General features: G+C 34.7%; 22 protein-coding genes. 13 read left to right on the top strand and 9 right to left on the bottom strand.

What is annotated here, in order from left to right; all coding sequences use genetic code 11:
* Window positions 1–61 precede the first annotated feature (61 nt).
* Entirely contained in the window at window positions 62–1687 is a 1626-nt protein-coding gene (pruA, locus tag JI747_RS10920) for an L-glutamate gamma-semialdehyde dehydrogenase (RefSeq protein ID WP_225688591.1), read from the top strand.
* A 250-nt stretch (window positions 1688–1937) separates the two neighbouring features.
* Window positions 1938–3098 carry a thioredoxin family protein gene (locus JI747_RS10915; protein WP_225688590.1) on the top strand — a complete coding sequence of 387 codons (1161 nt, stop codon included), beginning with the start codon at window positions 1938–1940 and terminating at the stop codon, window positions 3096–3098.
* A 68-nt stretch (window positions 3099–3166) separates the two neighbouring features.
* On the opposite strand, the gene JI747_RS10910 is transcribed toward JI747_RS10915, so the two are convergent.
* Window positions 3167–4189, bottom strand: a complete 1023-nt coding sequence (locus tag JI747_RS10910) for a 3-oxoacyl-ACP synthase III family protein (protein WP_225688589.1) — start codon at window positions 4187–4189, stop codon at window positions 3167–3169.
* Window positions 4190–4261: 72 nt separating this feature from the next.
* On the opposite strand from JI747_RS10910, the gene JI747_RS10905 reads away from it, so the two are divergent.
* The 4 genes from JI747_RS10905 to JI747_RS10890 are packed head-to-tail and all read left to right on the top strand — an operon-like array spanning window position 4262 to window position 7791.
* The gene (locus tag JI747_RS10905) at window positions 4262–5161 is read left to right on the top strand and encodes a magnesium transporter CorA family protein (protein ID WP_225688588.1); all 900 of its coding nucleotides are present in this window, start codon (window positions 4262–4264) and stop codon (window positions 5159–5161) included.
* Between the two features lie 24 nt (window positions 5162–5185).
* A complete protein-coding gene (locus JI747_RS10900; RefSeq protein ID WP_225688587.1) occupies window positions 5186–6772 on the top strand; it encodes a patatin-like phospholipase family protein in 1587 nt (528 codons plus the stop codon).
* Window positions 6773–6804: 32 nt separating this feature from the next.
* A complete protein-coding gene (locus JI747_RS10895; RefSeq protein ID WP_225688586.1) occupies window positions 6805–7236 on the top strand; it encodes a hypothetical protein in 432 nt (143 codons plus the stop codon).
* Window positions 7237–7281: 45 nt separating this feature from the next.
* A complete protein-coding gene (locus JI747_RS10890; protein ID WP_225688585.1) occupies window positions 7282–7791 on the top strand; it encodes an LptA/OstA family protein in 510 nt (169 codons plus the stop codon).
* A gap of 103 nt (window positions 7792–7894) precedes the next feature.
* Here JI747_RS10890 and JI747_RS10885 read toward each other — a convergent pair whose 3' ends face one another.
* Window positions 7895–8446, bottom strand: coding sequence for a DNA-3-methyladenine glycosylase I (locus JI747_RS10885; protein ID WP_225688584.1), 552 nt, complete (start codon window positions 8444–8446; stop codon window positions 7895–7897).
* A gap of 133 nt (window positions 8447–8579) precedes the next feature.
* Here JI747_RS10885 and JI747_RS10880 point away from each other — a divergent pair, with 133 nt between their 5' ends.
* Together JI747_RS10880 and JI747_RS10875 are read left to right on the top strand one after the other, a co-directional pair.
* Window positions 8580–8957, top strand: a complete 378-nt coding sequence (locus JI747_RS10880; RefSeq protein WP_225688583.1) for a hypothetical protein — start codon at window positions 8580–8582, stop codon at window positions 8955–8957.
* 50 nt (window positions 8958–9007) lie between these two features.
* Window positions 9008–10024, top strand: coding sequence for a TQO small subunit DoxD (locus JI747_RS10875; RefSeq protein WP_225688581.1), 1017 nt, complete (start codon window positions 9008–9010; stop codon window positions 10022–10024).
* 88 nt (window positions 10025–10112) lie between these two features.
* Here the strand turns inward: JI747_RS10875 and JI747_RS10870 are convergent, their stop codons facing one another.
* A complete protein-coding gene (locus tag JI747_RS10870; RefSeq protein ID WP_225688579.1) occupies window positions 10113–11012 on the bottom strand; it encodes an EamA family transporter in 900 nt (299 codons plus the stop codon).
* Between the two features lie 163 nt (window positions 11013–11175).
* Here JI747_RS10870 and JI747_RS10865 point away from each other — a divergent pair, with 163 nt between their 5' ends.
* Window positions 11176–11991, top strand: coding sequence for a vWA domain-containing protein (locus JI747_RS10865; protein WP_225688577.1), 816 nt, complete (start codon window positions 11176–11178; stop codon window positions 11989–11991).
* Window positions 11992–12083: 92 nt separating this feature from the next.
* Here JI747_RS10865 and JI747_RS10860 read toward each other — a convergent pair whose 3' ends face one another.
* The 5 genes from JI747_RS10860 to JI747_RS10840 form a co-directional block, all read right to left on the bottom strand.
* Complete coding sequence (locus JI747_RS10860; protein ID WP_225688575.1) at window positions 12084–13658, bottom strand: DHA2 family efflux MFS transporter permease subunit; 1575 nt, start codon at window positions 13656–13658, stop codon at window positions 12084–12086.
* Between the two features lie 190 nt (window positions 13659–13848).
* Window positions 13849–14976 carry an HlyD family secretion protein gene (locus JI747_RS10855; RefSeq protein WP_225688573.1) on the bottom strand — a complete coding sequence of 376 codons (1128 nt, stop codon included), beginning with the start codon at window positions 14974–14976 and terminating at the stop codon, window positions 13849–13851.
* Between the two features lie 18 nt (window positions 14977–14994).
* A complete protein-coding gene (locus tag JI747_RS10850) occupies window positions 14995–16317 on the bottom strand; it encodes a TolC family protein (protein ID WP_225688571.1) in 1323 nt (440 codons plus the stop codon).
* On the bottom strand, window positions 16301–16927 hold the full coding sequence (locus tag JI747_RS10845) for a TetR/AcrR family transcriptional regulator (protein ID WP_225688569.1): 627 nt from the start codon (window positions 16925–16927) through the stop codon (window positions 16301–16303). Before JI747_RS10845 ends, JI747_RS10850 begins: the two co-directional genes overlap by 17 nt.
* A 228-nt stretch (window positions 16928–17155) precedes the next feature.
* Complete coding sequence (locus JI747_RS10840; protein WP_225688567.1) at window positions 17156–18274, bottom strand: DNA polymerase III subunit; 1119 nt, start codon at window positions 18272–18274, stop codon at window positions 17156–17158.
* Window positions 18275–18509: 235 nt separating this feature from the next.
* Between JI747_RS10840 and JI747_RS10835 the strand changes: the two genes are divergently transcribed.
* The 3 genes from JI747_RS10835 to JI747_RS10825 are packed head-to-tail and all read left to right on the top strand — an operon-like array spanning window position 18510 to window position 21476.
* Window positions 18510–19829 carry a hypothetical protein gene (locus JI747_RS10835; protein WP_225688557.1) on the top strand — a complete coding sequence of 440 codons (1320 nt, stop codon included), beginning with the start codon at window positions 18510–18512 and terminating at the stop codon, window positions 19827–19829.
* A 3-nt stretch (window positions 19830–19832) separates the two neighbouring features.
* Window positions 19833–20423 carry an LPS export ABC transporter periplasmic protein LptC gene (gene lptC, locus JI747_RS10830; RefSeq protein WP_225688555.1) on the top strand — a complete coding sequence of 197 codons (591 nt, stop codon included), beginning with the start codon at window positions 19833–19835 and terminating at the stop codon, window positions 20421–20423.
* A 9-nt stretch (window positions 20424–20432) separates the two neighbouring features.
* A complete protein-coding gene (locus JI747_RS10825; RefSeq protein WP_225688554.1) occupies window positions 20433–21476 on the top strand; it encodes an anhydro-N-acetylmuramic acid kinase in 1044 nt (347 codons plus the stop codon).
* 32 nt (window positions 21477–21508) lie between these two features.
* On the opposite strand, the gene JI747_RS10820 is transcribed toward JI747_RS10825, so the two are convergent.
* Window positions 21509–21898: a hypothetical protein gene (locus JI747_RS10820; RefSeq protein ID WP_039367445.1), complete on the bottom strand. Its 390-nt coding sequence runs from the start codon at window positions 21896–21898 to the stop codon at window positions 21509–21511.
* A gap of 36 nt (window positions 21899–21934) precedes the next feature.
* Between JI747_RS10820 and JI747_RS10815 the strand changes: the two genes are divergently transcribed.
* The gene (locus tag JI747_RS10815; protein WP_225688553.1) at window positions 21935–22543 is read left to right on the top strand and encodes an NUDIX hydrolase; all 609 of its coding nucleotides are present in this window, start codon (window positions 21935–21937) and stop codon (window positions 22541–22543) included.
* Window positions 22544–22632: the final 89 nt, after the last annotated feature.

Genomic DNA, 22632 nt, shown 5'->3' with positions numbered 1-22632 from the left:
TGTCAGAATTAAATGTTGTAAATTTGTAACATTAGCAAATTAAAAAATAATACAACGTAATATGTCTAAAGCAATTTCGCAAGTACCATTTGCAGTAAACGAACCGGTAAATTCTTATGCACCGGGAACTCCGGAAGTAAAAAGCCTTATCGCTCAATACAAGAAAATGTGGGCTGAAAAAGTAGAAATCCCAATGATCATTAACGGAAAAGAAGTAAAAACTGATGATAAGGTTCAGCTTCAGTCTCCTCAGGATCATGCTCACGATTTCGGTTTTTACCACAGAGGAACAATGCAACATGTAGATGATGCTATCAACGCTGCATTGGCTGCAAAAAAAGAATGGAACGAGTTGGGTTGGGAACACCGTGCTGCCATTTTCTTAAAAGCGGCTGATCTTTTAGCAGGACCTTACAGAGACGTAATCAACGCTGCAACGATGATCGGACAATCGAAAAACGTTCATCAGGCTGAGATTGATGCTGCTTGTGAGTTCATCGATTTCTTAAGATTCAACGTAGAATTCATGACAGAAATGTATTCTGAGCAACCCGTTTCTGATGCAGGAATCTGGAACCGTGTAGAATACAGACCATTGGAAGGGTTTTGTTTCGCAGTAACTCCATTCAACTTTACAGCAATTTCAGGAAATTTACCAACTTGTATGGCAATGCTTGGAAACGTAGTAGTTTGGAAGCCTTCTGACAAGCAAATCTATTCTGCAAAAGTAATTATGGATGTTCTTACAGAAGCTGGTCTTCCAAAAGGGGTAATCAACATGATCTTTACAGATGGAAAAGAAACTGCTGAGAAAGTTTTAGCACACAGAGATTTTGCAGGTCTTCACTTCACAGGTTCTACGAAAGTATTCCAGGGAATGTGGAAAATGATCGGTGATAATATTCATAATTACAGAACGTACCCAAGAATTGTAGGGGAAACCGGAGGGAAAGATTTCGTTATCGCTCACCCATCTGCAAACGTAGAAGCTGTGGCTACTGCTTTGGTAAGAGGTGCTTTCGAATATCAGGGACAGAAATGTTCTGCGGCTTCCAGAGCTTATATTCCTCAGTCTCTTTGGGCTGATGTGAAAAAAGTAATGGAAACTCAGATCGCTTCTATTAAAATCGGTTCTCCTGAAGATCCTTCAAACTTCGTAAATGCTGTGATCGACAAAAATTCTTTTGAAAAATGTAAAGGATATATCGACAGAGCTAATGCATCTGATGAAGCTAATGTAGTAATCGGCGGACAGACAGATGATTCTAAAGGATGGTTTGTAAACCCTACAGTAATCGAAACGACTAATCCTCAGTACGAAAGTATGGTGGAAGAAATCTTCGGACCGATCTTATCGATCTATGTATATGAAGATGCAAAATGGGCTGAAACTTTAGAATTAGTAGATTCTTCTTCTCCTTATTCATTGACAGGTTCTGTATTTGCGCAAGACCGTTATGCTGTAAACCAAGCGTTCAAAGCATTGGAAAATGCATCCGGAAACTTCTACATCAATGACAAACCTACAGGTGCTGTTGTTGGTCAACAGCCTTTCGGTGGTGGTAGAGCTTCAGGAACTAACGATAAAGCAGGTTCTAAAATGAACTTACTAAGATGGACTTCTATAAGATCTATTAAAGAAACTTTTGTTTCTCCTAAAGATTATAAATATCCATACTTAGGGTAATCAATAATTAATAATAGGCAATGAGTAATTGTTGTTCATTGAGAAATATAGCCTCGGAATTTCGGTTTCGGGGCTTTTATTTTTAATAAATAAGAGAAGTCAGGCACGAGTATTTACCATATTATTGATGAACATTTTACTGTTTCATTGTTTTAATCATAATATTAATCAATGCTTTATAATATTTTTCAAATAATTAAATCAATTAATACTCTTAATTATTACATTTGTAGCGGTCAAAAATAATTAAATGAAAAAGTTAGCCATATTATCTTCCCTGTTTATCGGAGCATTAGCATTTGCCCAGGGAATGAAATTTGAAGAAAGTAATTTCGCAACTGTTTTAGCTAAAGCTAAAAAAGAAAAAAAATTGGTGTTCATAGATGCTTACACTACTTGGTGCGGACCTTGTAAGCTGATGGCAAAGAATATCTTCCCGCTTCAGGCTGTTGGTGATTATTATAACACCCACTTCGTGAATGCAAAAATCGATATGGAAAAAGGTGAAGGTATTGAACTTGCTAAAAAATACAATGTAAAAGCTTACCCAACTTATCTTTTCGTAGACGGAAACGGAGAAATCGTGCACAGAACTTTAGGGTATGTAGAAGAAAAAGATTTTATTCAGTTTGCAAAAGATGCGGAAGATCCTAGCAAAAGATTAACAGCTTTGAAACAAAAATTCGAGAGCGGAGAAAAAGATCCTGAGTTTTTGAAAAATTTGGCAGGTCTTACCATTTATAATGATACTGAATTTGCAGGAAAAGTATTGGAGCGTTACTTCGCTGGTAAAACAGAATTAGACAGAGATGATGTACAAATGCTTCTTTCAGGGGCTCAGACTACAGACAGCCCGCTATATAAAGTTTTCCAGTCAAAAAAAGCTGAAATTATAAAAGTTGTTCCTGCTGAAAGATATGATGCTATTGATAAGAATATTAAAATCAGTACACTTTTCAAAAAGTCATATAATGCAGATACAAAAAAGTGGAATGATACTTATTTCCTGACAGAAGCACAAAAATTCATGTCAAAGGAAGAAGCTGAGAAAATACTGAAAAAAACTCAGGCAGGAAGAGCATTAAGAGACAAAGATATTGCAACATATGAAAAACTGACGATGGAGCTTTACAAAGATACTTCAGCTCTTTCTTCGGAAGATTTAAATTCTATCGCCTGGAATTTCTTTGAAAATGTAAGCAACAAATCTTCTTTGGAAAAAGCAGTAGCTTGGGCTCAGGAATCTGTAAAGAAAAATGAAAATTATGCCAACACAGATACTTTAGCCAACCTTTACAACAAAATAGGTGATAAAAAGAATGCTAAATTGTGGGCTGAAAAATCAATTGCGCTGGCAAAAAGCAAAGGAGAGGATTCTACCGATACTGAAAAGTTGTTAAAAACTCTTTAGTATAAGAAATCATCAATAAGAAAGCCGAAGAATGTTCTTCGGCTTTCTTATTGATTGTAAGTTTTGAATTAATATTCAAATAAAACGCTTCCCCACGTAAACCCGCTTCCGAAAGCGGAAAGAAGTACTAAATCTCCTCTCTTGATCTTACCTTCTTCTATAGCTTCACTCAAAGCAATCGGAATAGAAGCTGCCGTTGTATTTCCGTATTTCTGGATATTGTTGTAAATTTTTTCATCAGGCAATCCAAATTTCTGCTGAACAAACTGAGCAATTCTCAAATTTGCCTGATGTGGAATAAACATATCCAAATCTTCTATGGTTTTTCCAGCTTTTTCCAGCGCTTCCTGCATGGTTTCAGGGAATCTTGTTACGGCATGTTTGAACACAAAGTTTCCGTTCATAATCGGGTATACTTCTTTATCCGTTACATTTTCCGGCTCTTTTCTCATTCTGTCGCTCCATCCGTATTTAGAGCCCGGGAACTGAGTACACAGCTCATCTGCATATTTTCCTTCAGAATGCATATTGAAAGATAAAATATCACCTGCGTTTTCATCTTCAGTCGCAGAAAGGACAACTGCTCCTGCTCCATCGCCAAAAATTACAGAAACTCCTCGCCCTTCATCAGAAAAATCTAATCCGAAAGAATGAATCTCCGCTCCTACTACCAAAATATTTTTATACGTGTTTGACTTAATAAAAGCATTGGCAACACTCAGTGCATATACAAAACCAGAACATTGGTTTCTCACGTCTAACGCTCCTATTGTATCACAACCTAACATATCCTGTAATAAAACTCCACATCCCGGAAAATAATAATCCGGTGAAAGTGTTGCAAAAATAATATAGTCGATCTCCTTAGCTGTCAAACCTGCATTCTTAAGCGCTTTTTCAGAAGCTTTAAAACCTAAATACGCAGTGGTTTCCTGAGCATCATTTCTATTTTTTCTGTGTCTTCTTTCTTTGATACCTGTCCTCTCCGTGATCCATTCATCATTGGTCGTCATTAATTTTGCTAGATCATCATTTGTAACAACGTTGTCCGGAACATGAAATCCAATCCCTTTTATTGTACTTTTAATCATATAGTTTTTTAATTTTGGTAAAGATAAAATTTATTTAATACATACTATTTCAAAATATTACTATTTTTACTTATGTCAATTAACACTATATATAGAGATTCTCAATGCGAATGGGTAGATGTAGAAGCTCCTACTGAAGAAGATTTAAAATTTCTTCATGAGAGATATGAAATTAATAATCTTCTTTTAGAAGATACATTAGATCCAAACCATTTACCAAAATATGAAGAAGACGGAAATGTAAAGTTTTTTCTTCTCAGAGAAAGCACAGAGCTGGAAAGAAAAACACTCAATACAATCAGTGACATTAGTACCAAAATCGGGATTTTTCTTATCAACAATACCATCATCACCATTCACCGGATGAAGACCAAAAGTATTGTTCAGACCAAGAAACAGCTTTCTACCACACAGGTAGAAACCACTCCTGAAAAAATTGCTTTAATGATCGCTTTACTGATTATGAAAAGCTTTGATGATGAAGCAGTAAGCCTGATGGAGACCATGGATAATATTGAAAATGAAATTTTTCTTAAAAATACCAATCACACCAATCAGATCAGAAGACTCTATAAATTAAAAAGAAAATCAGGGCTCAACTCTAGAGTTCTGACGATTTCTACAGATGCGATCGATAAATTTAAACTGCTGAATTTACAGGATTCGGAAGTAGTAGATTTAAAAGATAAACATAAAGATGTAGTAGCCGATTTCGACCACCTAAATATTCAGATTACCAACCTTATTTCTATGTTTCTGGCCCTTTCCGATCAGAAAGCCAATCAGGTTATGAAAGTGTTAGCGATCTATTCAGTCTATTTCTTGCCCATTACTTTTATTGCCGGTTTATATGGTATGAACTTCGACAACATGCCTGAACTTCGTCATAAATACGGATATTACATTACATTAGGAGTCATGGCCGTGGTTGTTATCTGTACATTTATCTATGCAAGGCGGAAGCAATGGTAAAAAACTAAAAACCAAACTAAAACTATGAAAACTGATATCCTGAACACTATTCTTGAAGAAAATATTCTTTCGCCGGCATCCCAAGAAAAACTGAAAGCTTTGCATGAAAATATATCTACCAAAGAATTTTCTGATCTTTTAGATGCCAACGGAAATCAATATGTGGAATTTGTACAGGAAGGAGGCGGAGTTTGGGGAAGTGCACTGGTAGGTTATCTGTATGGTCTTGAAATTTTCGGAATCCGTTTTCTGAAAATTGCAGGAACCAGTGCAGGAGCGATCAACACAATGCTTATTGCAGCCTGCAAAACCAAAGAAGAAGCCAAAAGTGAGATTATAAAAGATATCCTTTTCAACTGGAATTTTGCAGATTTCATGGATGGAAAAACCTATGTAAAAACCACCATCCATTCTCTTTTGAATAATAAGAATTTTATTAAAATTAACGTTATTCTGGCTGCTGTTACCATGCTTATTCTTCTGATCATTCCTTTTGCAACTCCTTCAGAAACGACGTTACGGGCAAAGCTGCTTTTTTTGATTCCGATCATTCCGGTCATTATTGCATTTTTCTATATCAGAAAGCTTTATAATGACCTGAAAAAAGCCAATTCAGGGCTGAATCCGGGAAATACTTTTTTAAATCAAATGACACAGGTTTTAGAAGGGTTCGGAATAAAAACCGTCGCTTCCTTGAATGAAAAGTTTGTAAAATCCGGGAAAGACCTCAATCTTAATTACCGGTACGGAAATGACATGGAATATTATACCAATGCATTGAAAGGTATTGAAAACATCCGGATAAAAAATCAGGAACACATTGATGAAATCCGTTATAAAATCTTCTATGAAAGCACTGTAAATAATGAGTATTATAAAAAAGATCCTTTCTATTTATTAAAATCAGAATACATTGTTATTACCACCGATATTAATGCCAAAATCAAAGTGGAACTGCCTACAATGGCAAACTTATATTGGTCGGAAGAAGAACTGAAACACATCAGTCCTGCTGAATTTGTCCGTGCCTCAATGTCGGTTCCTTTCTTTTTTGAACCTGTACAAAAGCACATCAATACAAATGATGATTCTGTAAAATACGCATGGAGATACTGGATGAATACCAAACCGGAAGACATCAATCCTGCAGGAGTTTTCATTGATGGCGGAAGTATTTCGAATTTCCCGATCGACCTTTTCCATTCTGCCGATATTTTTTATCCGAGAGTCCCTTTATTTGGAGTTCAGCTAACCAGCGATTCTGATATTCTTTCAGAAAAAGGAAAAACAAGTCAAGAAGTGTTGAAGTCTCCCCTTTCTTTTGCAGGAAATATCATCAGTACCCTGAAAGGTTTCAATGATAAAACATTCCTTACCAAGCATACTTTTTACCATCTGTTCAGTATTCAAACTGTAAACTGCGGCACAAGCAACTGGCTGAATTTCTTCATGAAAAAAGAGGAGAAAGAAGAACTCTTCAACCGTGGTTTCCAGGCTGCGCTGGATTTTCTTCATCAGTTTGATTGGGAAAAATACAAGTACGAAAGAATGATGCTGTCTATGAAAGAGAAAAAGATTTTGAAGGAAGAAGATACGCCGACTGTTGGGTAAATTTATGAATAATTGAAAATTTGAACCTGAATATGAATAAAAAAATATACTTAGATATTGATGGTGTAACTTTAACATCAAAACACACCCAACCTGCTGAAAACATTGAAGATTTCATCAATTTTGTAATTGAAAACTTTGATTGTTACTGGTTGACAACACACTGTAAAGGAGATATAAATCCTACAATTAAATATCTAAGCTATTACTATAATGAAAATATGATCAATATTTTAAAAAAAGTAAAGCCAACAAATTGGGAAACTTTAAAAACAGAAGGTATTGATTTTAATTCAGATTTCATTTGGCTGGATGATTACCCTTTATATTCAGAGAAGTTGATTTTAGAAAAAAACAATTGCTTAGAAAGCTTAATCGAGGTCAATTTAAACAACAAAGACGAATTATTAAGAATAAAAGATGAATTAATAACTAAGCATATTTTATCAAACTTCCCCATATAAATTTGATCATTTTTCTTAAATTTAGTAACACCAAATATAACATCTATGAAAACTTCAATTTTATCATTTTTATTTTTTATCGCAATAGGTTTGGTAACCTCCCTTAAAGCTCAAAAAATATCAGACGGACAAGCTGTTGATCTCAATGGAATGAGCGTTGTTTTTAATATTTTAAACAAAGAAAGCATTGAAGTGGGCGGAAAGCCTTTTGACCGCTATAAAGTATCTGCAACGGTAAAAAATACTTCGGAAAAATCTTATAATATCAGACTTACATCTTATCCTCAAATTGTAAGCAACATCGGTATTGTAGAACTGGACTGCATCAATGCAACCGGAGCCAAGCTTACTTCAAAGAAAATTCAACTGAAAATGAAAGCACAAATCATTAATGTCACGTATTCGGCTTATGATAAATCGGGAAAATTCACCAACAGTATAATTCCTGTGACCGGAAGTTATTATTTTGATTCGGGAGATACGATCAGTGATGATGCTATTTTCATTGTTCCTCAGGGTGAAAAACCTGATGTATCGGTGAGAAGTTTAAAATGAAAATAAAGCTAAAAAATATTGGGGCATCACATTCGCCCGGGTGTGATTTTTCTATTGCAAACAGAATTCATTTCTCCGAAATGAATTCTGTGAAAATTTTAATCTATTCTGTAAACCACTTAGGATTCTGCTGCAAAACTTTGTGATAAACCGGGCAGCTTTCTGCGTGTGAACCTTTAAGATAGCCAATGCTCATCAGGAATTCATTCACAATTTCACCTCCTGTGAATTTAAAGGTTTTCTTAAAAAGCTTCATCCATTCCTGTAATGTTTTCGGATGATGATGTTCCAGCCATTTTTCAAAAGAGCCGAATTCTTTCTGTAGACCGAGAATCGTTTTTGCATTTTCAATGGCTGCATTTACTTTTAATTTATTTCTGATAATTCCGGGATCATTCAAAAGTCTTTCACGGTCTGCTTCTGTATAATGGGCTATTTTATCGATCTCAAAGTTGCTGTATGCCTTTCTGAAACTTTCTTCTTTTTTAAGAATCGTTTCCCAGCTCAATCCCGCCTGATTGATTTCCATAATCAGCCTTCCGAACAGTTCGTTATCATCATGAATCGGAAATCCATAATGGTTATCATGGTAATTTTTGTGAAGCTCTCTTCTGCTTTCAGGCTGCATCCCATCGATTACTAAGCAATAACTCATTTTTGTTTTGATTACATTTTATACTGTAAAGATAGTAGTAACTCCTGACAACTGTTTGTCAGCAGTCCATTCTCCATCTTAAATTTATTTTGAAGCCTGTATTAGATTAAAATAAAAGATTAGTTTTGTAACAATGTCTCACCCTAAATCACATATTGGTTTTTATAAAGCAATCACTATCCTGTTGCTTCTGACGTTTTCACTATCACCATGCAGTGTAAAAAGAGATTTGCTCAATATTTTTGACATTCAGTATCCGGGAACTTTAAATAAAGTGAAAACAACGGTTACCTCAACTGCCCAGTGTGATACTTCTTTTCAAAACACCTCCAAAACATTAGTTTCTAAAGCAGATATAAATGCGAGAAAAGCAGATTTTGTTTTGAGCTTTACTCTGTATTTAAAAAATCAAAGAGAGGAAAAAATACTTTCAAAGTATTCAAAAACCACCACCGGAAACAGCCCTCCGAAATATATTTTGTTTAAACAATTGAGGTTAGACCTGATTTAAGAGGATTCTCAAATCAATTTTAATTCAAATTATTAAACAAGTATACTTTCATGAATCATTATACAAAAAACCAGAGCTATTATGCCGCTGGTTTATTTACACTATCGCTCCGTCTTGTCATTGGCTGGACCTATTTTTCTGCCTTTTGGCGCAGGCTTGTGCTTGAAAACAAATTAATTCCTGACGAAGCAGGCTATGTTGGGGAAAAGTTCAATCATTTTCTTCCCAATGCATTAGGCATTAAGCCTGTTATCGAATATCTTGTCACCCATCCTGATACATTACAGCGTTCTATGATGGCTTTTACGATCATTGAGGCAATCGTTGGTCTCTTCATCATGTTAGGAATATTTACCCGACTGATGAGCATCGGTGTCTTTAGTCTTGCCCTAGGAATTTTGCTTGGATCCGGATGGATCGGAACGACCTGTCTTGATGAATGGCAGATAGGTGTTCTGGGAATTGCAGGAGGTTTTACTCTTTTTCTGACAGGAAGCAGTTTTTATTCTGTCGATCATTATTTGTTACAACATAACTTTCATTTCACTCACAAAAAATGGTTTCAGTGGTTCAATTCAGGTGTTCTTCCGATTTCCAATCTTAGACCTCTGGTGTTAATGGGGTCTATCGTTATTTTTGGAATGACTCTTTTTACGAATCAATATTTTCATGGTGGCGTTTGGGGAACATTACACAACAAATCCGTAAAGCCTAAACTTGAAATTACCAATGCTTTGTTGCGGAATTCCGATCTGTACTTTACCCTTCATCGTACAGAAGGTGTGGATGTTTACGGATCATTTCTTATAGGGATTCATCTCCTAGATCAGCATGGAAATATTTTAAAGGAATTCAATCTTAAGGAGCTTTCAGAATTTCCTAAGGAGAATATCAAAAATCATTATGTGGCTAAAGTAAAATCTGGAAAGCACAGCTTAATTATTCCTTTAGGTTCTAAAGCTGATATAAAAATTAACATTAATGATCTGACTGCCAATAAAGAGAAAGTCTATTCATTAAAACTGATAGACATTAGTGGTATTGAATGGAAAGCTAAGATTAATTAAAATCCATCTTAAAAGGTCAAAAATAAACCAAAGCAGAAGTGTACTGCTTTGGTTTTTATTTTAATCAATAAACAAAAGGCAACAGTATCTAAACCGCTGCTTCCTTTTGCAATCTGAAAATTTCTTTTGCATTAAAAACAACCACCGCCAGAAATATGATTGAATAGGCTACAATCTGCATTTCCTGGAGTGCTTCATGGTAAACTGCTCCCGCCAGGATAAATGCAATAATCGGATTGATATTGAGAATCATGCCTACTTTTGAAGAAGCAATTCCGGACATTGCATATAAATTTAGAAGCAACGGCACAATAGTGTACATGACGGCAATGATTTCCACATAGAGATAGAATTTGAAATCAGTAGGAACCGGCCCTGAATATGTTGGAAAGAATGGCAATAAAATGAGGGCTGCCAAAATCATATGAAAGTTCAGAATCAGAAATTTATCAAACTTTGAATTTACGCTTTGAGTAATCAAATAACACGCATAAGTAGAGCCAATAATACTGCTGTACAACATATCCAATAGGTTGGAATAGGATAATAAAACACATCCTACTCCGCTCAGAAAAACGGATAGCCATTGTAGTCTGGTCAGTTTTTCCCGCAAAATAAAAAACGCAAGAATGGTAGTAATAATCGGACACACAAGATAAGCCACCGAAGTCGCTCGTACACTCACATGATTCATAACATAAATAAAGGAAAACCAATTTGCGGTAAGCAGAATACTGCTCAGAATATTTAATCCTATTATTTTCTGCTTATTCTTTTTATCAAGATCTTTAAAATATTTTAAATTATCCTTCAGTTTCAACCGTCTGAAAAGTATTGTCACCAAAGTCATAATAATAGCACAACTAAAAACTCTGTAAAACAGAATATCCAGCGAAGCGTAAGCATGTAACGGTCTTAAAACTAAGCTAAAAGTTCCCCACGTAGCAAAGGCAAAAATGGCAGCTAAATAATATTTCAGATTCTTCAAGTGAAATTCAATTTTTTATTGTTTAAAAAAAGAGTCAAAGATAACCGATTATTTACCCATTTACATATTTTGGTTAAATTTTATATTATAAGGGCAAGATAAGGGTCGACAAGTATTTATCCAGAAAAAATAATTATTTTCGGAGATTGGAAACATCAATATAATGAAGAACAATTTTAACTATTATTTTTTACTCCTTGCTTTTTTATTGATCAACTGTAATAAAGCTAAAGCACCCGAAACAAAAAAAGAGCAACCTCTGCAGAACATTGCTATCTTAATCGACAACTCAATAAGTATGGTATCTAGAGATTTTGCGCCAGACAGAATAACGGTAATGAAAGAGGTCTTGAAAAATATTATTGATCATAAAAAAGAAAATCAAGCTTTTTCAATTGTTATTTATTCTGGTAATTCATACATTCTTTGTCCACTGACCAAGGATAAAAATCAGTTATTGTCTGCCGTCAATAAACTTAGTTTAGGAATGTTAAAATTAAGACCCGGAACCAATTTTTCCAATCCTTTATTAAATGGTATTTTTTCTTTAAGCAGTGCATTTGATCATAAATCTATGATCCTTTTTACCGACGGAAAGGAAAATATAAAATCGTACCCATTGGATATTCCCATTCAGGATGCTGTAAAAAACAATATAAGAGTTAACACGATACTCTTTACATCGAAAGATTTTGTAATGGCTCCTACTCAAATGGATCTTAATGGAAATTTTGTATTCTCAAAAGTCAAAGTAGAAATAGACAGTACCCAGCTTAAACAGATCTCTTCGGAAACCGGAGGTATTTTTAAGACTTTTTATACGAAAGATGATTTTACTAAGTATGATTTCAATACGCTGATTTCACAAGAAGCACATTCAAATAAAAAAGCGACTCCTGAAATAAATAATGAGCAATTGAGCAAAATTTATAAACAAATTGAAAAAACAAATGATAGTATGGCAATAAAATTTAAATAATCAGCTTCTTACTATCTAGATAAAACCAATTAGTGATAACAAAAAAAACCTCTGAAATTTTCAGAGGTTTTTTTATTTATGTAAAATAGGGTTTAGTGTACACCACTCAAATCTATTTTTTCTTTACTTTTTCTTTCTTTAATGAAAAGGATAAACGGAATACAGATCAGGAATATCACTCCTAAATAAAGGAAAACATCCATATAAGATAATACCGTTGCCTGTTTGGTTACGGATAAATCAAGCATTTTATACGCCGCATTCATTGCCGCATCTGGAGTCATCCCTTTCGCTATAAAGCCTGCTTCTAACCCTTTTAATCGCTGTTGCACATTAAAATCTGTTGAGTCTAAATGGGTAATCAAATTTACCCTGTATTTCTGACTCGCATTGGCAATAAAAGTGGTAATGGCTGCAATCCCGAAAGATCCTCCAAGCTGTCTCATCATCCCGGTGAAAGCCGCTCCCTGACCAATTTCCTGACCTTTCAACGTACTTAATGATAGTGAAGTAATTGGTATGAATAAAAGTCCTAAACCTGCTCCTCTTACAATCAGCATCCAGAAGAAAGCGTCTTTACTGGTATCGGGGGTAAGGATTTTATACCCCCAGAAACTGTATACAAAGAATATGAATAATCCTAAGGAAACAAGAATCTGCTGTTTGGCACCTTTTGACAGTAACCTACCAATAATCGGCATCATGAAAGCAGTAGTTAAAGCTGCCGGAATCATCAAAGCTCCTGACTGAAGTGCTGTCCATCCCAAAATACTCTGTGTATACAGCGGAACGATAAAGGTAGAACCGTATAAACCGAATCCTAATACAAAGGACATGATGGTACCGATCCTCAGATTGCTGTTCTTCAATACTCTTAATTCCACAATCGGATATTTGAACGTAAGCTCCCTCCAGAGGAATAAAATAAATCCTAAAACTGCCGATGCGGTAAACAGTACAATCCATCCACTTGCAAACCAGTCTTCTTCATGACCTCTTTCCAGAATATACTGTAGTGATCCAACAGTAATAGCCAATAAAGCAATTCCCAGCCAGTCGACATCTGAAGCTTTTCGTTTTTCAGCGTATTTCGGACTTTTTACAAACTGAAGCGTCATTAACGTCGCTGCAATCCCGATAGGAATATTGATATAGAAAATATATGGCCAGCTGAAATTATCAACGATATATCCTCCAAGAGGCGGACCTAAGGTAGGGCCAATAATTACCCCTAAACCATAAATCGCCTGAGCCATACTTCTTTTTTCAATCGGATAAGATTCCGTAATGATCGTTTGAGAAGTTACTAGGAGAGCTCCCCCTCCGATTCCCTGCATCAATCTGAAAAATACCAATTCCCAAATATTCGTCGCGTTTCCGCATAGGAATGAAAATATGGTAAATATGACAATGGAAGCAGCGAAATAATTTCTTCGCCCGAACTGCTGAGAAAGCCAGCTTGTCATCGGTACAATAATTACGTTACCTATAGCATAAGCCGTAATTACCCAACCTACTTCAGAAAGTGTAGCTCCCAGGTTACCCTTCATTTCGTTCAGGGCAACGTTTACAATCGTGGAGTCCACAATTTCAAGTAGTGCACAAAGAATCGCTGTAATCGTAATGATTACTCTTCGGGCACCGTATTCTACTAATGAATCTTGCATAGTTATTTTTACGATGTAAAAAAGTGAATTGTCAATGGTCAGTCTACTTTGTTGTCAATTTTACTACTTCATTTCACGCTGCATAACTGACCTCTCCTTATAAAACCTATCTTAACTTCATCTCAATTTCCGTCTTCATTTCATGTTCATCATTGACCTGCCTCCGCAAAATTGACAATTCACTTATATATTATTTCAACGAAACTTCTGCTTTCTCCTTCAAAGAAACTTCTGCTTTCACGTTCATTCCTGTTCTCAATCTTTTTGCAATATCCTTATCAAGATTTACAAAGTCGATTTTTACAGGAAGTCTCTGCACCACTTTTACGAAGTTACCACTTGCGTTATCCGGAGGCAGAATAGAGAACGTAGCACCTGTTGCAGGAGAGAATGAACTTACTACTCCTTCAAATTCTTTATCAGGGAAAGCATCGATTTCAATTTTCACTTTCTGACCTTCTACCATTTTATCTACCTGAGTTTCTTTGAAATTTGCCACTACCCATTTCTGGTCGTTTTTAACTAAAGCAAATAACTGAGAACCTGCCTGTAAATACTGTCCTGCCTGAATAGGAACTTTTCCAACGTATCCGTCTTCAGGAGCCACAATTACAGTATATGATAAGTTTAATTTTGCATTTTCTACATCAACTTCTCTTTGTTTTGCTACGGAGCCCGCAACACTGATTTGTTGAGAGCTTGCAGCTGTTTGAGAAGATGCCACATTTGTTTGTTGTGCAATCTGATTTCTCTGGTCGATTAAAACCTGTAATTGTCTGTCAGCAGATTGTTTTGCTGCTAAAGCTTGCTCATATTGCTGTTCAGTGATTGAGTGATCTTTTACCAATACTGAGTATCTTTTTAAATCCTGACCGGTTTTCCAAACATTTACTTTAGCTGCTTCGATCTGTGCATTTGCCGTCGTTACCGCCGCTTCTGAAGTATTAATGTTTTTAGAGGTTGCAGTAGTCGTAGCTTCTGCATTTGAAATATTACTCTTAGCAGTTGTCAAAGCTGCCTGAGCCTGTTCAAGAGCCATTTTCTGATCTCTGTTATCTAAAATAACCAATGTATCTCCTTTTTTAACCAATTGGTTATCTTTTACTTTAACTTCAGTTACATATCCTGAAATTTTAGAAATTACAGGTGCTAAGTTTGAAGCAATTTGAGCATCATCAGTTTCTTCGTGAACTTGCCCGTAAGAATACGTTCTATAACCGTAGGTTCCCCCTCCGATTAAAACAACCGCCAAAATTATTGGGAAAACTAAACTCTTTTTCTTTTTAGGTTCAGTCGCTTGTGTATTATTATTTTCCATTGTTGGTATAGTTCTTAATTATTTAATTGTTAAAGTTCCTGTAGTTTGTAATAGTTTTCTGTATGCCAACGCAGCGTCTGCTTTTGCATTGATTACCCCAACATTTGCCTCAATCTGAGCGGCATCTGCATCCAATAATTCTGTCATGGTAGCAAGACCGTTGTCATATTTATTTTTTGTGATTCTGTAGTTTTCATTAGCCTGTTCCGCAGATTTTTCGAAAACAAGAATTCTCTTTTTAGAGTAATCTGTATTCTGATATTCTCTGTTTACATCAAGCTTAATATTGTCATTCAACAATTCGTTAGTTGCAGACAACTGCATTTCTCTGGCTCTGGATTGCTTATATGCAGAATTTTCTTTCCAGATATTTGAAAGATTGTAAGAAAGCCCAACTCCAACGTTTACCGCATTATAAATTGTTAAAAACTTAGGAATATCTGCTGCCACATATCCTCCTGTAAATGCAAGTGAAGGAAGATTTTCCGCTTTTGCCGCTTTCGTTCCCAAAGCTGCGGCCTGTCTTTGCTTGTCTAAAGCCTGAAGATCTTTACGGTTTTCTTTAGCAGTATTTACATAAAAGTCAACAGGTTTTACTTCCTCTCCTTCCTCAATATAGTTTTGGTCTACTTCAATTTCTGTCGTTTCAGGAAGACCTAATAATAAATCCATATTGATGTTGGCAATATTGTAGTTATTTCTGGCTTCCAACAATTGCAACTCGATATTTGAAGTCTGAAGATTTGCCTTTAAACGGTCGTTTCTTGCGATAACTCCATTATTTTCAAGTTTAAGAAAAGTTTCATCTCTTTTTTGAGAAGCCGTAAGGTTTTCTTCTAAAACTTTAATGGACTGATTGGCTTTAAATAAATTATTGTAAGCCTGAGCAACGTTATAAGCAATCGCTGTTTTGTCGTTTTCAGTCGTTAGTTTTGAAGCCTCTACCAAATACTTTGCAGACTGGATTCCGTATTTTATTCTTCCTCCGCTGTAGATAGGAACGCTAAGGTTAGCTGATCCGTAAAGAACCTGATGTACTTCCGGACTGCTGCTTCCTCCTTCTGAAGACAATCCCGGAAGTTTGATATTCACATTCGGTTTATTCGGAAGATACATATAGCTTCCTGAAACCTTCAGTTCCGGTAATTGTTTGTTTTTCGCTTCCAAAAGGTCTGCTGTAGCTTCTTCAATCTTTGCAGCATCAATCTTCAGATTTTTACTGTTCTGGATTCCCAATTGCACAGCTTCATCAAGAGTAAGTGTTTTTTTCTCCTGAGCATTTGCGTTTGCAAACCCTACGAATAGAGCTAATGCAAGGACTGAGTTATTTATTTTCTTCATAACCTAAAAGGTCTTTTAGTAAATATTTAATATGTTTATTAAGTTCTGTGTAGTATTTTTTATCGAAAACCTCTTCATCTTCAGTATCATTCAGGAATTCTTTATACATTTCTTTTGCATTGGATGCATAAAATAAAGTTCCGCTTACGGTAGAATGTAAAAGATAGATGGGTGGATTTTTTGTAAAAATTCCTTTTTCTAATCCGCTTTCCAGAATTTTAGAATACATCGCAATGAATCCCATTTTCGTTTGCTTCAGAAACTCTACCATCTGAGGATTCTTTGTGTGAAGCTGCTCACGCTGCATGATTCTGTAGAAACATTTCTGATGTCTTACTTTATCTGAAAACTGGTCGACAATCTTTTCTATTTTTTCCCATTCGTTGATATCGGTTCTTTCAAGGATATCCTTAGAAAAGAATTGTCCTTCATTCATCCTGTATTCAACTAATTTTTCATAAAGCTTTTCTTTTGAACCAAAATAATAGGAAATCATAGAGATATTTACATTGGCTGTTTTTGCAATCTCGCGGGTTGAAGTTCCTTCAAAGCCCAACTCTGCAAAAAGTTTTTCGGCAGCAAACAATATATTTTCTTCTTTTGATAACATTTCTATGTTCTATTTTCAGGGTGCAAATGTACAACTGATTTCTTACAAATCAAACGATTGATTGATTTTTAATTTAAATTTAATTTTTTCTTAATAATAAGAAAATTAAAATACTGATAATCAACAATATGGAGATTATCTAAAATTTAAATAAAGATAATAGATTTTGTATTTGTTCGCAATTTTAGAGTAAAATTTTCTCCAATTTCTTGCATTAAGAAGACTATTTTATGAATTCTTATGGATATATCTTGATAATTTTATCCCTAAATCGGTCCAGACAATTTTAGGATTTCCGTTTCGGGTAAGATGCAGATCTGCAGTATTGATTTCTTCCAAGATGCTTTCAATATTTGCTCCACTGATGAATTTTGAAAATCCTTTCCAGTTAAAACCGTTTGCATCGATCTTTTTATAAACCAGATCCTCGGATTGATAATTCTGCAGCAAGGCCAGCCTGAAAATCTCTGAACAGTAATTTAAAAAGTTCTTTTGCTTTTCACGGTTCCAACCGGCAATTTCTCTTGCCCATATAATAATGCTTTTCAAAAATTCGGGCTTCTTTTTTACCATAAAAGCATCACGAACCCATTGTACAAAAAGTTTTTCAAACTCTTCATTCTTATTTTCCGATTTTAAAAGCTTTAAAGCATCATTCAAATCTCCCTGAGCTTCATGAACGATCTCTTTTACTTTTTCATCAGAAACATTGAAATTAGTTTTAAAATATTCCTGAATATCTTCATCATTAATTCTTGGAACTTCAACAATTTGTGTTCTTGAAAGAATGGTAGGAAGAATATCATTGGAAGATTCTGCTGTGAGTAAAATAATTGTTTTTGCAGGAGGTTCTTCTAAAAATTTCAGAAATTTATTGGAGGCAGCGATATTCATTTTATCGGCTCTCCAAACAATCAAAATTTTTGTTCCGCCTTCAAAGCTTTTAAGGGAAAATTTTTGATTTTGGTCGTCTACTTCATCTGCAGAGATAAACAACTGTTTATTTTCAGACTCCAGAAAAGCAGTCCAGTCATCATAGCTTGAATAAGGAGAAGCAAGAATCATTTCACGGAATTCTTCAAATTTATTCTTGCTTAAAGAATTTTTGTTATCCGTAAAAACGGGGAAACTGAAATGTAAATCGAGATGATTCAGATGCTCCACTTTTGAAGCCGCGTGTTCATTTTCCCGGCTCAAAACTTCTTTTGCGTATGCTAAAACCATTGGCAACGTACCATATCCTTCTTTTCCTACGAAAAGCTGGGCGTGGCTTACTCTGTTTTCAGCAATACTGTCTCTAAGAAGTTTTTTCAGATTTCCTTGTCCGGCAATGTTCTCCCAATTCATGGTTCAAATATAAAGAATTTTTAATTTTCCAATGTATATTATACATGGTAAAAGTCAACCACCAATGATCAATTTTATTTTTAAAAAAAATTGAAATAATTGACTTGAAAGTGAATTACAGTCTTATAATTCCCCTGATTAGCACTACTCATCGCCCTTAACAAACTTTAACCTCTTATAATTTTTACAATTCATTAATATTTAAGATATTTGCGCATTGTTTTAAAAATATAGAATGAAAAAAATCTTTGTACTATCATTCATATCGGTCGGATACTTCTTACAGGCGCAGAATCTAGGAAACTCACCCTATGCGACTTATGGAATTGGAGATGTAAAATATGATAATACGATTGAAACTGCCTCTATGGGAGGTATATCAACAGCATATGTAAGCGATTTCACCAGCAGCTTCAATTTCGCAAACCCTGCGAATAACGCTAATCTTGAACTTACAAGTATTAAACTTGAAGCAACTAACGAAAACAATTATTTTAAAACTGATTACAACAGTACAAAGTCTAACAAACATTCTACGTATCTGTCTAATATCTCTTTAGCATTTCCTTTGTCTTCTAAAGTAAAAATGGGATTGTCTTATCAGCCGTACAGCTCAAAAAGCTATGATATTATCAATACTACTACCCAAACTTTATCAGATGGAACAACTGCGACCTATGCCAATCACTTTAAAGGAAGTGGTACTTTAAATACGGCCCAGATTGCTTTGGCTTATAAAGTTGCTCAGGAATTCTCATTAGGTTTAAGAGCCAATTATTATTTCGGTAATCTTTCTGATCTGGATGAATTTTCTGCTTCTAATGCAGAATTATACAACGGTTATGAAACGACAACCAATGTCAGAAATTTCAACTTTACTTTAGGTGCAAATTACCAACATCTGAACACAAGTACAGATAAGAAGCTAACCATTGGAGCAACTGCCACTTTTGGAAATACAAGTAATATGACCACTAGCTATAAAAATAGTACTTATTTTTATACAGATGCTTCTATGGAGACTAAAAGCTACGAAACTATTATCGAACAAAAGCAATCAAACTCTAAAAACCTGTTGCCTTTACAAGCTTCTGTGGGAGTAGGATACGGAAGTGAAAATCAATGGTTTACTTCTGCACAGGTTGATTATAAAAAAGGAGAAGAAACTTTGTATTTTGGACAAACAAGACAGTTCCAGGATTCTTATAGAGTTTCTGTCGGAGGATGGTATTTACCAAATTACAACAACTTCAGAAATTATTTTTCAAGAGTTGTTTATAGATATGGAGCATTCTATGAGAAAGGAAACCTTTCTATAAATGGACAGGGAGAACTTGATCCGAACGGAAACAGCATCAACAAATTTGGTATCTCTGCCGGTGTATTGCTTCCATTCAAAAACAGCAGTATTACAAGAATGAGCGGTCTTGAAGTAGGTGTAGAACTAGGAAAAAGAGGAACCCTTAAAGACAACTTAATTAATCAGAATTATATCAATTTCAAAATAGGCTTTAATTTTGCGGATAAATGGTTTAGAAAATCATTGTATAACTAAAAAATGAGTTTGACTTCAAAAATAAAATTTAAAAATATAGCATATCTTCTTAGTTGTGCTATATTTTTTATTATAACTTCCTGTGAAGAAGATCTTACAAAAGGAAATGACAATAAAAACAAAAACTTTCCTTCACAGATCATCAATAATGCCAATATTATACAAAGAGACTCCGGATTTGTTACTCTAAAAGCAAAGGCTCCTATCATTGAAAAATACGAATTGATAGACAGCCCTTATATTGTAGCCAGAAAAGGGATCGACATCCAGTTTTTTGATAAGAAAAAACCAAAAACACCGGGAAAGATCACGGCTAAATATGCCCGTATTTTTGAATATAAAAAATTCTACGAAGCTAAAGGAAACGTAAGAATCACAACCAATGAAGGACAGAGGTTCGCCATGCAAAGTATCTATTGGGATCAAAAGAAGAACAGAATCTATACCCGAGATACAGTTTTTGTAACGATGGAAGACGGATCTACCTTAATTGGAGCAAACGGAATGACTGCCAAAGATGATTTTTCAGAATATACCTTCTTTAACAGTTCAGGAGATATCAATTCTAAAAAACTATCCGAAAATCAAAAATAAACTTCTCTTATGATTTTTCAAGCGATTGGATTAATGTCAGGAACCAGTCTGGATGGTCTGGATATTTGTTTTGCAAAGTTTGAAAAGCAAAATTCATGGAACTTTGAAATCATAAAAGCTGAAACGATTTCTTATTCCAAAACACTGGAATATCAGCTTAAAAATTCAATAGAGCTTTCTCCTGAAGAATTGTTAGAACTCAATTCGGAATATGGTTTTTATCTGGGTAAAACAGTAAAAAATTTTATTGAAAAACATCAGATTGAAAATATAGATTTAATTGCTTCACACGGTCATACTGTTTTCCACCAGCCGCAAAAGAAATTCACTTTACAAATTGGAGACGGAAGAGCTATTAAAATAGAAACCGGATTACCTGTAATATATGATTTCAGAAGTCAGGATGTTTTACTGAGAGGAAACGGTGCTCCACTTGTTCCGATCGGCGATGAATTATTGTTCTCTCAATATGATGCTTGCTTAAATCTAGGCGGATTTTCCAATATCTCTTTAAGTATTAATAATAAAAGGATAGCTTTTGATATTGCTCCGGTAAATATTGTTTTAAATAAATTAGCTCAGCAATTCAATAAAAATTTCGATGAAAACGGAGATTTGGCCAAAGCAGGAAAAATCAACGATGAATTATTAGTTCAGCTTAATTCATTAGAGTTTTATCAAAGACCCCATCCAAAATCGTTAGGAATTGAATGGTGTAATGAACATATTTTCCCATTATTCGAAAGTATTGAAACAACTGATATCTTAGCTACTTTTACAGAACACGTAGCACAGCAAATTTCTAATGTTTTTAATGAAAATCAATTAAAAAATGTTTTGTGCACCGGAGGCGGAACTTTCAATCTGTATTTAATTGAAAAAATAAAGAATAAAACCAGCACTGAAATTATTATTCCTAAAAAGGAACTGATAGAATACAAAGAAGCTTTAATCTTTGCTTTTATGGGCATTTTAAAGCTTAATCATGAGATCAATGTTCTTTCATCTGCAACAGGCAGCTCTCACGATCACAGTTCCGGAATTTTCGCATAAAAAAACCTTCATTGCTGAAGGTTTTCTATTTTTTACTTGTAAGCTTCGATCTTATCTGTCAAAGTATTGATAAAGTTCTGAAGAGGTTTTTCTACCATCATTTTGATAAATGGATTGAATTTCCCTTCAAATAACATCTGTACTTCTGTCTGATTTTCGTTGATTGGATTTATAGTAGCCGTCAATGCAAAATCTAAACTAGAACTTGCAGACTTTAAAACTGCTTTCTGATCGGTAACTTCATCAATTTTTAAAGCGATTTCCGGCATTCCTTGCAACCCGAATTTAAATCCGTCTTCTCTAGTTTCAAACTTTTGAAGACCATCCGGCATAAAATCTTTATAATTTTCCGGAGATTTTAGGAGTTCTACCAACTCTTTAGATGATTTATTGACAATAATCTTTCGTCCTTCTAAATTCATTTTTTATTTTTGTATTTAAATTCTTAATTATTACAAATGTATAAAGTTTTTGTGAACGAAAAAAAATTATTGCTATCCAAACAATCTGAAAACCTGGAAAAAATGCTTGGGTATGAAAACGTCACAACATTGGAGATCGCACTTGATCTTCTGGAAAATACTTCTATTAAAGAATTGAATGTTTATGGAGAAAACATTGAGGAAATATGGGCAGAGTTTCAGGGTCTTTTCAGAATTATTGAAGCTGCCGGAGGAATTGTGAACAATCCTGATGGAAAAGTTCTGTTTATCAAAAGACTTGGAAAATGGGATCTTCCGAAAGGCAAAATGGAAAAAGGAGAATCCCGTGAGGAATCTGCGGTACGCGAAATTGAAGAAGAAACAGGCTTGAAAGATGTAGAATTAGTACGGTTCATCAATACTACTTATCATATTTATATCGAAAGAAATGGCGACAAAGTACTGAAGTGCACCCATTGGTTTGAAATGAACTTCAAAGGTGAAGATACTTCCAAACCTCAAATAGAGGAAGGAATCACTGAAGTAGCCTGGAAAAATACCTCTCAGATCGAAGAGGAAGTTTTCCCAAGTACTTTTAAAAATATCAAATTGATTATAAAAGAGTTTTGGAGCACAAAAGCTTAATAAACAGCTATTACCAAATAAAAAAGTTCACATAAGTTTTTTTCTTATGTGAACTTTTTTAATATCTGTTACTTTATATAGAAATGTTA

Source organism: Chryseobacterium tagetis (assembly GCF_016735585.2).
In the GTDB taxonomy this organism is placed as follows: domain Bacteria; phylum Bacteroidota; class Bacteroidia; order Flavobacteriales; family Weeksellaceae; genus Chryseobacterium; species Chryseobacterium tagetis.
Note: the sequence above shows the minus strand (reverse complement) of the source record. Positions and strands in the feature narration are given on the sequence as shown.

Excerpts from the sequence above, each read along its gene's own strand:
- JI747_RS10885 (WP_225688584.1), bottom strand. The coding sequence starts at position 8,446 with ATGAGTTATTGCTTAGTAATCGATGGGATGCAGCCTGAAAGCAGAAGA.
- JI747_RS10880 (WP_225688583.1), top strand. The coding sequence starts at position 8,580 with ATGTCTCACCCTAAATCACATATTGGTTTTTATAAAGCAATCACTATC.
- JI747_RS10900 (WP_225688587.1), top strand. The coding sequence starts at position 5,186 with ATGAAAACTGATATCCTGAACACTATTCTTGAAGAAAATATTCTTTCG.
- lptC (WP_225688555.1), top strand. The coding sequence starts at position 19,833 with ATGAGTTTGACTTCAAAAATAAAATTTAAAAATATAGCATATCTTCTT.
- pruA (WP_225688591.1), top strand. The coding sequence starts at position 62 with ATGTCTAAAGCAATTTCGCAAGTACCATTTGCAGTAAACGAACCGGTA.
- JI747_RS10875 (WP_225688581.1), top strand. The coding sequence starts at position 9,008 with ATGAATCATTATACAAAAAACCAGAGCTATTATGCCGCTGGTTTATTT.
- JI747_RS10895 (WP_225688586.1), top strand. The coding sequence starts at position 6,805 with ATGAATAAAAAAATATACTTAGATATTGATGGTGTAACTTTAACATCA.
- JI747_RS10840 (WP_225688567.1), bottom strand. The coding sequence starts at position 18,274 with ATGAATTGGGAGAACATTGCCGGACAAGGAAATCTGAAAAAACTTCTT.
- JI747_RS10915 (WP_225688590.1), top strand. The coding sequence starts at position 1,938 with ATGAAAAAGTTAGCCATATTATCTTCCCTGTTTATCGGAGCATTAGCA.
- JI747_RS10855 (WP_225688573.1), bottom strand. The coding sequence starts at position 14,976 with ATGGAAAATAATAATACACAAGCGACTGAACCTAAAAAGAAAAAGAGT.
- JI747_RS10910 (WP_225688589.1), bottom strand. The coding sequence starts at position 4,189 with ATGATTAAAAGTACAATAAAAGGGATTGGATTTCATGTTCCGGACAAC.
- JI747_RS10825 (WP_225688554.1), top strand. The coding sequence starts at position 20,433 with ATGATTTTTCAAGCGATTGGATTAATGTCAGGAACCAGTCTGGATGGT.
- JI747_RS10890 (WP_225688585.1), top strand. The coding sequence starts at position 7,282 with ATGAAAACTTCAATTTTATCATTTTTATTTTTTATCGCAATAGGTTTG.
- JI747_RS10815 (WP_225688553.1), top strand. The coding sequence starts at position 21,935 with ATGTATAAAGTTTTTGTGAACGAAAAAAAATTATTGCTATCCAAACAA.
- JI747_RS10860 (WP_225688575.1), bottom strand. The coding sequence starts at position 13,658 with ATGCAAGATTCATTAGTAGAATACGGTGCCCGAAGAGTAATCATTACG.
- JI747_RS10865 (WP_225688577.1), top strand. The coding sequence starts at position 11,176 with ATGAAGAACAATTTTAACTATTATTTTTTACTCCTTGCTTTTTTATTG.
- JI747_RS10820 (WP_039367445.1), bottom strand. The coding sequence starts at position 21,898 with ATGAATTTAGAAGGACGAAAGATTATTGTCAATAAATCATCTAAAGAG.
- JI747_RS10905 (WP_225688588.1), top strand. The coding sequence starts at position 4,262 with ATGTCAATTAACACTATATATAGAGATTCTCAATGCGAATGGGTAGAT.
- JI747_RS10835 (WP_225688557.1), top strand. The coding sequence starts at position 18,510 with ATGAAAAAAATCTTTGTACTATCATTCATATCGGTCGGATACTTCTTA.
- JI747_RS10850 (WP_225688571.1), bottom strand. The coding sequence starts at position 16,317 with ATGAAGAAAATAAATAACTCAGTCCTTGCATTAGCTCTATTCGTAGGG.
- JI747_RS10845 (WP_225688569.1), bottom strand. The coding sequence starts at position 16,927 with ATGTTATCAAAAGAAGAAAATATATTGTTTGCTGCCGAAAAACTTTTT.